The organism is Paraburkholderia sp. Cpub6 (genome assembly GCF_014201065.1).
In the GTDB taxonomy this organism is placed as follows: domain Bacteria; phylum Pseudomonadota; class Gammaproteobacteria; order Burkholderiales; family Burkholderiaceae; genus Paraburkholderia; species Paraburkholderia tuberum.
On record NZ_JACHDM010000063.1, the window covers coordinates 1 to 8,488 of the forward strand.

The 8,488-nt window shown below is 63.7% G+C and carries 5 protein-coding genes and 2 pseudogenes; 3 read left to right on the forward strand and 4 right to left on the reverse strand.

The window, feature by feature from the left end:
- Window positions 1-160 precede the first annotated feature (160 nt).
- Window positions 161-1,002: pseudogene (locus HDG33_RS36295) on the reverse strand (IS701 family transposase); the annotation flags it as partial.
- A 598-nt stretch (window positions 1,003-1,600) separates the two neighbouring features.
- On the opposite strand from HDG33_RS36295, the gene HDG33_RS36300 reads away from it, so the two are divergent.
- Both HDG33_RS36300 and HDG33_RS36305 read left to right on the forward strand, forming a co-directional pair.
- Entirely contained in the window at window positions 1,601-2,425 is an 825-nt protein-coding gene (locus HDG33_RS36300) for an NAD(P)H-dependent oxidoreductase (RefSeq protein ID WP_184041072.1), read from the forward strand.
- Between the two features lie 146 nt (window positions 2,426-2,571).
- Entirely contained in the window at window positions 2,572-3,426 is an 855-nt protein-coding gene (locus HDG33_RS36305) for an alpha/beta hydrolase family protein (protein WP_184041075.1), read from the forward strand.
- 19 nt (window positions 3,427-3,445) lie between these two features.
- Here HDG33_RS36305 and HDG33_RS36310 read toward each other — a convergent pair whose 3' ends face one another.
- Window positions 3,446-4,738 (reverse strand): aspartate carbamoyltransferase, encoded by a 1,293-nt coding sequence (locus HDG33_RS36310; RefSeq protein WP_184041078.1) that lies wholly within the window; start codon window positions 4,736-4,738, stop codon window positions 3,446-3,448.
- A gap of 124 nt (window positions 4,739-4,862) precedes the next feature.
- On the opposite strand from HDG33_RS36310, the pseudogene HDG33_RS36315 reads away from it, so the two are divergent.
- Window positions 4,863-5,405 (forward strand): annotated as a pseudogene (locus tag HDG33_RS36315) (dihydrodipicolinate synthase family protein); the annotation flags it as partial.
- On the opposite strand, the gene HDG33_RS36320 reads toward HDG33_RS36315, so the two are convergent.
- Window positions 5,398-7,482 (reverse strand): bifunctional diguanylate cyclase/phosphodiesterase, encoded by a 2,085-nt coding sequence (locus HDG33_RS36320; RefSeq protein WP_184041081.1) that lies wholly within the window; start codon window positions 7,480-7,482, stop codon window positions 5,398-5,400. The pseudogene HDG33_RS36315 and the gene HDG33_RS36320 overlap by 8 nt on opposite strands.
- Before the next feature lie 152 nt (window positions 7,483-7,634).
- The gene (locus HDG33_RS36325; protein WP_184041083.1) at window positions 7,635-8,090 is read right to left on the reverse strand and encodes a rhodanese-like domain-containing protein; all 456 of its coding nucleotides are present in this window, start codon (window positions 8,088-8,090) and stop codon (window positions 7,635-7,637) included.
- Between the last annotated feature and the right edge of the window lie 398 nt (window positions 8,091-8,488).

Here is an 8,488-nt window from a genome sequence, read left to right on the forward strand (position 1 = left end):
TGGAAGATGCCCGCCAATCTCCGCTGACCCTTCTCCCTGCCACACAATTTACGCCTCAGAGCACCTCTGAGTGGCGTCGTTCGTGGACCGCATACAAACAACTGCCGCTGAACCGGCATTAACTTAAACCAACCAGCCTCCACGATTCCCGGGGCGGTTCACGCCAGCCTCGCCCTTCATAATGACCGAGCCCGAACTCCTGTTTTCAGGTCCTGATAGTCGCGCTCGATGCGCCAGCGCATTTTGGTCACGAACACAAGCTGCTCAAGTGTCGCCTCCTCGGGCGCGGTAGTGAGAAAGTATTTGAGCGGCTCCGGATCGCCATCAGGCCAGCCACTCTTCGTCGCGAACGGTGCTTCGCCAATAGTCGCGATGTGCGGGACGAACCCGTACGGCGGCAAAGCGCGAGGAAAGTGCTGCGTTGCTGCCTTCGCGCCAGGTTACGGATTGCCAGGCGCTTACGGGTAATTGCATGGCCAGTTCCTTCACGGCGATCGGCTCGTGGCCGGGCGCACGGCGCAACAATGTCGGTGGCTTGCCGCGCCCGCTCCAGGGCGTGGGCGGAAGCGGCGCCGTACCGCGTGCCCACACAGAGGAGCCCGGCCGGATCCCTACCGCGTACAACAAACCCAGTTCCGTTACGCCTTCCCGGAAAGCGGTTTCGTCGCCATACCCAGCATCGGCCAGCACGATGCACGGTGCAACGCCGGATGCCATAGCCTCGCGAAGCTGGGCCAGCGCAATCTGAGGCTTGGTCTCGAAGGCCAGATCGTCGGGAATGCCCGCACGACGGGCACGTTCCCGGTCGTCAATCCATTCCTTGGGGACATACAGCTGCCAGGCAATCGGCAGGCTGCCGCGTTGCGTCGCGATCGACAGGCTCACTGGAACCTGGCAGTTGTCCTGCTTTCCGAGTTGCCCACAGTACTGACGTGCCACCCCGACCGAATGACGTCCCTTCTTTGGAAAGCCGGTGTCGTCAATGATCCAGTAGTAGCCGTTTTCTTCAGCAGCGTGTTAAAGGAAGAGACGTCTGTCGGCGTAATTGCGGGCGACTAAGACGGGTTTGGGACTGTCATTTGCTGAACGCGAGAAGTGTCCGCTCGCCAACATCTGCCTGCGAACGGCAGCGAAGCTACCTGCGGCCTTCGCCGTCAAACGGGCGAGCGTCAGCTTTGGCCGACGTGGCGACCGGATCAGTCGGCGCGCGACCCGCAACGGTGGATCGGATTTGGTCCTTCGGTCTGCGGGGGGGGGGGGGGTATGCCGGGAGAGGCGCAATTCGAGCATTCGGAGCGGGTTGCCCCACTGACATCCACCTCCCGATAACGCCTTTAGCTGGGTTGTGCCCGTAAATCGGAGGCTCTACATCTTTCGTTTTGCTTGCATTTTTCGTTCTTTATTGAGTCGCGTCGGCAACGGTTTTTTCATCTTTATTGTTTTCTTTTTTCTTTTTTTGTGGGCAAACACGAGCGTGACCAGCAGGTTCAGGTCGAGTCTTCTGAGATTAACCACGGCAATACCTGACATATTGGGAATTCATTTCCAATATACCTCGGCGATGCCTATCGTGACTGTTTTCAGCCACGAAGGTCCCATCATGAACGTTCTCATCATCTATGCGCATCCCGAACCGAAATCGTTGAACGGTTCGCTGAAGGACTTCAGTGTCCGCCATCTCGAACGCGCCGGCCATACGGTGCAGGTGTCCGATCTGTACGCGATGAACTGGAAAGCGTCGCTAGACGCACGCGACACCAGCGAGCGTCACAGCGGCGAGCGCTTCTTCGCGTCGCTCGAATCGAAGCATGCGTTCGAGAACGGCTTGCAGAGCGAGGACATCGCGCGTGAGCAGGACAAGCTGAAGTGGGCCGATGCGGTGATCCTGCAGTTTCCGCTGTGGTGGTTCTCGATGCCGGCCATCATGAAGGGCTGGGTGGAGCGTGTCTATGCGTACGGTCTCGCGTATGGCGTCGGCGAGCATTCCGATGCGCGCTGGGGCGAGCGTTATGGCGAGGGCCGTTTCGCGGGCAAGCGCGCGATGCTGATCGTCACGACGGGCGGCTGGGAGTCGCACTACAGCGCACGCGGCATCAACGGTCCGATCGACGACGTGCTGTTCCCGATCCAGCACGGTGTGCTGTATTACCCCGGCTTCGAGGTATTGCCGCCGTTCGTCGTCTATCGCACGAGCCGCGTCGACGAGGCGAAGTATGCCGAGGTCAGCGAGGCGCTCGGGCGACGGCTCGACACGCTGTGGACGGCCGCGCCGATCGCGTTCCTGCCGCAGAACGGCGGCGCGTATGAGATTCCGGCGCTCACATTGCGGGACGATCTGGCGCCGGGGCGGGTGGGGTTTGCCGCGCACGTCGAAGATGCGGGCGCAGAGAGGGCAACTGAAGCCGATGAAGCGACCGAAGCCTGACTGGATCGTATGTTTCGCTGAAATTTGGTTGTAAGTCGCCATTGCTACAGTCGTTCGCGGACATAGGCCGAGGCATGCTGGGGCGCTCTTCTTCGGATGCCTGACGAACGTAAGCAGCCGGAAGCAACCGCAAGGGGCGACTCACCATGAATCCAGTCCATACGTTCTGGCTCGTTCTGATGCTGATCGCATCGCCGGCGGGGGCGTTCCAGTCGCGCGTCGTCACGATTCCGAGCGCGGCGATGCATCGTACGTTCGACGCAACCGTCGTGCTGCCCGATCGATACGCGCGTGGCAACCAGGCCGCGCGCTTTCCGGTCGTCTACGTGCTACATGGCTCGGGCGGCGATTACACGGACTGGACCGCGAATTCGCATATCGGCAAGCTCGCCGACCGCTATCACGTGATCCTCGTGATGCCCGACGGCGGCCGCGACAGCTGGTACATCGATAGCCCCGTCGATCCGCGCAGCCGCTACGAAACCTACGTGGGTACGGAAGTGGTGGCCTATATCGACAGCCATTTCCGCACGATCGCGACGAAGCAGGCGCGCGCTATCACGGGCTTGAGCATGGGCGGCTTCGGCGCGCTACGCATCGCGCTCGACCGGCCCGACGCTTTCGGCGCGGCGGGCAGCATCAGCGGTGCGGTGGACCCGCGCGGCAGCGAGGACGAGCCCGGCATCGGGCGGGTGTTCGGCGACCCGATGCAATATGCGGACTTCTGGAACAGCAAGGCGATCGTCGCGAGTGCGGAGGATTTCGGCCGCGACCATATCGCGCTGACGATCGATTGCGGCGTGAACGACTCGCTCGTGCAGTCGAACCGGCTGCTGCACGAGCGGCTCGTCGAACTCGGCGTGCCGCACGATTACGCCGAGCGGCCCGGCGGCCATACGTGGAAGTACTGGTCGAACGCGGTCAAATATCAGGTGCTGTTCTTTGCCGGGACGTTCAGGCAGGCTGCGCGCGAAATGCGTGACGCGCGGGCCGCGGCCTGACGGCGGACGGCTATCCGCGTCAATCGATTCCGTGAAACACCGCGTCGTCAGGTCCCAGGTAGACCGGCGGGCGCCACGCGGCATCGCGCATCGAATGCTGGACCTGTTTGTCGACGCCGAGCAGCACCGCGAAAATCGCCATCCGCACCGGAATGCCGTTGTCGGTCTGCCGGAAAATCGCGAGCCGCGAATCGTGATTGAGGTCGATGCTCAAATCGTTCGCGCCGGGCCGGCTGTCGCGCGGCAGCGGGTGCATGATCAGTGTTTCGGCGCCGCACACGCTATCGACGAGCGCCTGGTTGATCTGGAAGTCGGGCGTGTAGCCTTCGAACGATTCGTCGGTGAAGCGCTCCTTCTGGATGCGCGTCGCGTATACGACGTCGGCGCCGCGCAAGCCAGTGCGCAGGTCGTGCGTCTGTTCGATCACGTGAGCGTTGCGCGAAATCTGCTCGATGATATAGCCCGGCAATTCGAGCATCGGCGGCGAAATCAGCGTGAACTTGATGCCGCGATAGAGCGCCAGCAGCTTCACGAGCGAATGCACGGTACGTCCGTACTTGAGGTCGCCGACCAGCGCGATGTGCGCGCCGTCGACGATCTTGCCGAGCCGCGAGAACTCGCGCTGGATCGTGTAGAGATCGAGCAGCGCCTGGCTCGGATGCTCGCCGGGACCGTCGCCGCCGTTGATCACCGGCACGTTGGTCGCGCGCGCGAATTCGGCCACCGAGCCTTGCTCCGGGTGGCGGATCACCAGCGCGTCGACATAGCCGCTCATCACCCGGCTCGTGTCGTAGATCGATTCTCCCTTCGCCATCGACGAAAACGTGAAGCCGGTCGTGTCGCACACCGAGCCACCGAGCCGGCAGAACGCCGCGCCGAAGCTCACACGGGTACGCGTGCTCGCCTCGAAGAACAGATTGCCGAGCACCGCGCCTTCGAGCACGCGCGAGATTTTGCGGCGCCGGGCGATCGGCTGCATGATGTCGGCGACGCGAAAGAGCGCCTCGACCGAGTCGCGCGAAAACTGATCGACCGACAGCAGCTGCGGCTTGCCCTCGAACAGAATCTGGCTTGCGAGCGATTGCGAGTCTACGCTTTGCGTATATCCTTCGCCCGGCTCCGTGTTCGCGACGATCTCCGACACGAAACGCTCGACGATTTCCGGCATCGCCCGCGATTCCTGCGAGTCGTCCGGCAGCAGCCACGTATCCAGCGCCCGGCGCGACACGCCGATGCGGTTAGCGAACGTATCGCGCGTCATGTTCAGGCGACGCATTGCATCGCGTAGGAAGGCTTGTTGCGGAACGCTCATGAGGGCACCTGTCGCAAAAGTGGGGTCGGCGGGAGTAAGGCAGCAAAACGCGTTGATGTACGCGGTGCGTATATTAGTTTCCGGCGCGTAGAAGTCAAGCGTTTTCCTTCGCGAGCTGGTTCGTCGGCCCTCGCAGGACGGCATCGTCGCGCATTTCAGCGCGCTCGCGGACGCGAGCGTGCATCCAGTCGTCCTCTACGATATTCCGCAACGCACCGGCGTGCGGCTCGAGCTCGACACGCTGCTCACGCTCGCCGTGCATCCGCGAATTCAGGCGATCAAGGATTGCGCCGGTTCGCTCGACACGACGCTCGAGTTGATTCGCGACGGCCGTCTGCAAGTGCTCGCGGGCAACGACCTCGAGCTCTTCTCGACGGTGTGCGCGGGTGGAAGCGGGGCGATCGCGGCGTCGGCGCATTGGCGGCCCGAGCGTTTCGTCGCGCTTTATCGCGCGTTGACGCAGGGGAAGCTCGACGAAGGACGACGCATTTTTCACGCGCTCGTGCCGCAGATCCAGCTCGCGTTCGCGGAACCGAATCCCGCGCCGGTGAAGGCGCTGCTCGCGGCGAGGGGATGGGTGCGCAACGAATTGCGTTTGCCGATGACGCGTGCGAGCGAGGCGTTGACCGAACGGCTCGCGGCGTTGGGGGAGACGCTGCTCAGATAGAGACTCCGCTTGCGGCCATCGTTCTGCCGCGGAGCATTGCGCCGAAGTCGTCGGCGTTGATCGGCTTGCCGAGCAGGTAGCCCTGCACTTCGTCGCACATCATCGAGCACAGCTTGTCGAGCTGCGATTGGGTTTCGACGCCCTCGGCGACCACGTCCATTTCGAGCGAGTGCGCGAGCGCGATGATCGCCGACACGATTGCGCTGCCCGCGGCGCCGTTCGCGTCGAGACCGTTGATGAAGAAGCGATCGATCTTCAACTGCTTCACCTGGAAGCGCTGCAGATACGCGAGGCTCGAATAGCCGGTGCCGAAGTCGTCGATCGAGATGTCGAAGCCGCTCGCCTGAAACGCGCGGATTACTTCGACGGTGCGCGCGGCATCCTGCATCGCTACGGTCTCGGTGATCTCGAACATGATCTGCTCGCACGCGACGTCCTCGCTCCTGACGATGTCGAGGATCGTCTCGACGAGGTCCGGTTGCAACAGCTGACGCGGCGACAGGTTGATCGCCACCTTCATCGCCGGCAGGCCCTGTTCGATCCAGCCGCGAATGCGCCGGCAGGTTTCGCGCACGACCCAGTAGCCGATCTGCACGATCTGCCCGGAGCGCTCGGCGACCGGGATGAACTCGGCCGGCATCAGCGCGCCCATCTCCGGATCGTGCAGGCGGATCAGCGCCTCGGCGCCCGCGAGCGCGTCGCCGCCGCGCCGAAACTTCGGCTGGAACAGCAGCGAGAAGCGATCATTCGCGAAGGCGTCGTGCAGCACTTGCTGGATCCGCAGCGTGCGCGTGGCGGCCTCGTTCATGCTGCGCTCGAAGAAGCGGTAGGTGCCGCGGCCGGCGCGCTTCGCTTCGTACATCGCGGCGTCCGCGTGCTGGAGCAGCGTCTCGACGCTGTCGCCATCGCGCGGATAGAGCGCAATGCCGATGCTCGGCATCACCTGCAGCGGTTGTTCGTCGCTCCACGTGCCCTGGCGCATCCGGTGAAGCACGCCGTCGGCGAGCGCGGCCGCGTCGTCGCCGCACGTAAGATGTTCCGTGAGCACGACGAACTCGTCGCCGCCGAGCCGCGCGACGGTGTCGCTCGAACGCACGCATTGCTGCAGGCGTTGCGCGAATGCGGACAGCACCGCGTCGCCAGCCGAGTGACCGAGCGAATCGTTGATCGTCTTGAAGCCGTCGAGATCCATGAACAGCACCGCGAACGACGTACGCTGGCGACGCGCGCCGCTGATCGCGCGTTCGATCCGCTCGGTCAGCGTCGCGCGGTTCGGCAGGCCCGTCAGTGCGTCGAGCGTCGCGAGCCGCACGATCTGGCCGTTCAGCCGCGACACCGCGCCGAGCAGGAAGGTGGTGCGCACGTCGAAGCGCGACAGCATCAGCGTGACGATCAGCACCGCGAACGTGAGCAGGATCACCGAGGTGGCGAGCCATCGCGCGTTCATGTCGTTGGCCGCGCCGCAGATCGCGCCCGGCGCGAAGTCGGCGGCGGCCATGCCGGTGTAGTGCATGCCGCTGATCGCGACGCCCATCACCAGCGCCGCGGCGAGACGTTTGCGCGCGATATGGCGCTCGTGTTCGTTGCTGAGTGCGCGCGCCATCCACAGCGCGGCGCTCGACGCACCGATCGCGATCGCGATCGAGGCCGCGAACCATGCCGGCTGGTAGTGGATCGCGGGCGCCATGCGCAGCGCCGCCATCCCGGTGTAATGCATGCCGGCGATAGCGATCCCCATCGCCACGCCGCCCATCAGCAGCCGGACCGGCGTGAGGCGCTGCTGGGTCGTCAGCGAGAGCGCCAGATACGAAGCGCCGATCGCGAGGGCCAGCGAGCAGGCGGTCGTCGCCAGGTCATACCCGAGCGGGATAGGCAGCGAGAACGCGAGCATCGCGACGAAGTGCATCGACCAGATGCCGACACCGAGCGCGAACGCGCCGCCGAGCCGCCATGCATGCCGCCGGCGCGTCGAGCCGAGCAGGAAGATGCGGCCCGTCAGATCGAGCGCGGTGTACGACGCGAGGGTCGCGACCGCGAACGAAATCGCGACGAGCCAGAAATTATATGAACTCTGCATATTGGGTCCGCCGGGAGGAGTCCGGCTGGACATGTTATCGACACTTTTCGAACTTTTGTTTAACTTATTTGCGATTTGCGAACAGGGGGCAAAACCGGCGCGCGGACGGCGGCGGATGCCGCGCTGGAACGCGCGTCGGATTACGAGTCACGCTATGCATCGGAGCATGGATCAGACGGCGGATCGGCGTCCTCGCGGCTCAGCGGGAAGCCTTCGTCCAGCCAGCCGGTGACGCCGCCCGCCATCAGCTTGACGGGCCGCCCCAGCTGCGCGAGCCGCAGTGCGCCGCGCGCCGCGCCGTTGCAGTGCGGGCCCGCGCAGTAGGTGACGAACAGCGTGTCCGGCGCATAAGCCGCGAGCTTCGACGTGACGATCTTGCCGTGCGGCAGATTCAGTGCGCCCGGCACGTGGCCCTGCGCGAACAGCGCGGGACTGCGCACGTCGAGCAGCACGAAGCCGGGCGCGCCGCTCGCGAGCGCGGCGTGGACGTCGGTGCAATCGGTTTCGAAGCGCAGCGACGCCTGGAAGTGCGCGAGCGCGGCGGCGCTGTCGGCGGCGGGGATCGCGGTGACGGCGTTCGGGACGGTGGTGAGGTTGTCGTGAGTCATGGCAGCAGGGGTCAGTTGATTGGGTGGTGGGGCGCGCGCGTTTGAGGCTGTCCGTGCACAAAAGACCCCGAAAAAGACCTCAGGTGCCGAGTTGCGGAATGATGCGTTCCCGCACTTGAAACAAACGCGTCTCAAGAAGGAAATGAGCCAAAGCTATCCCAATATATGATATTTGCATTCCACTGCCAGTTTTTTGAAATTATCTTTTTTTAGTCCTTTGTCGGGCCAGGGCGAGGACGCCGTTTGTAAAGTTGGACTTCAGCTGCATTCGCGAATGGTCGTGGCAGGGCGCTCTGCAGCCAGCTTAGTCTCTAGTTCCAAGTGCAACACCTTGAATGAGGTAGGGTGTTGCGATGAAGAAGAACTACAAGCATTTGAGTGCGGAAGAACGCGCGGCG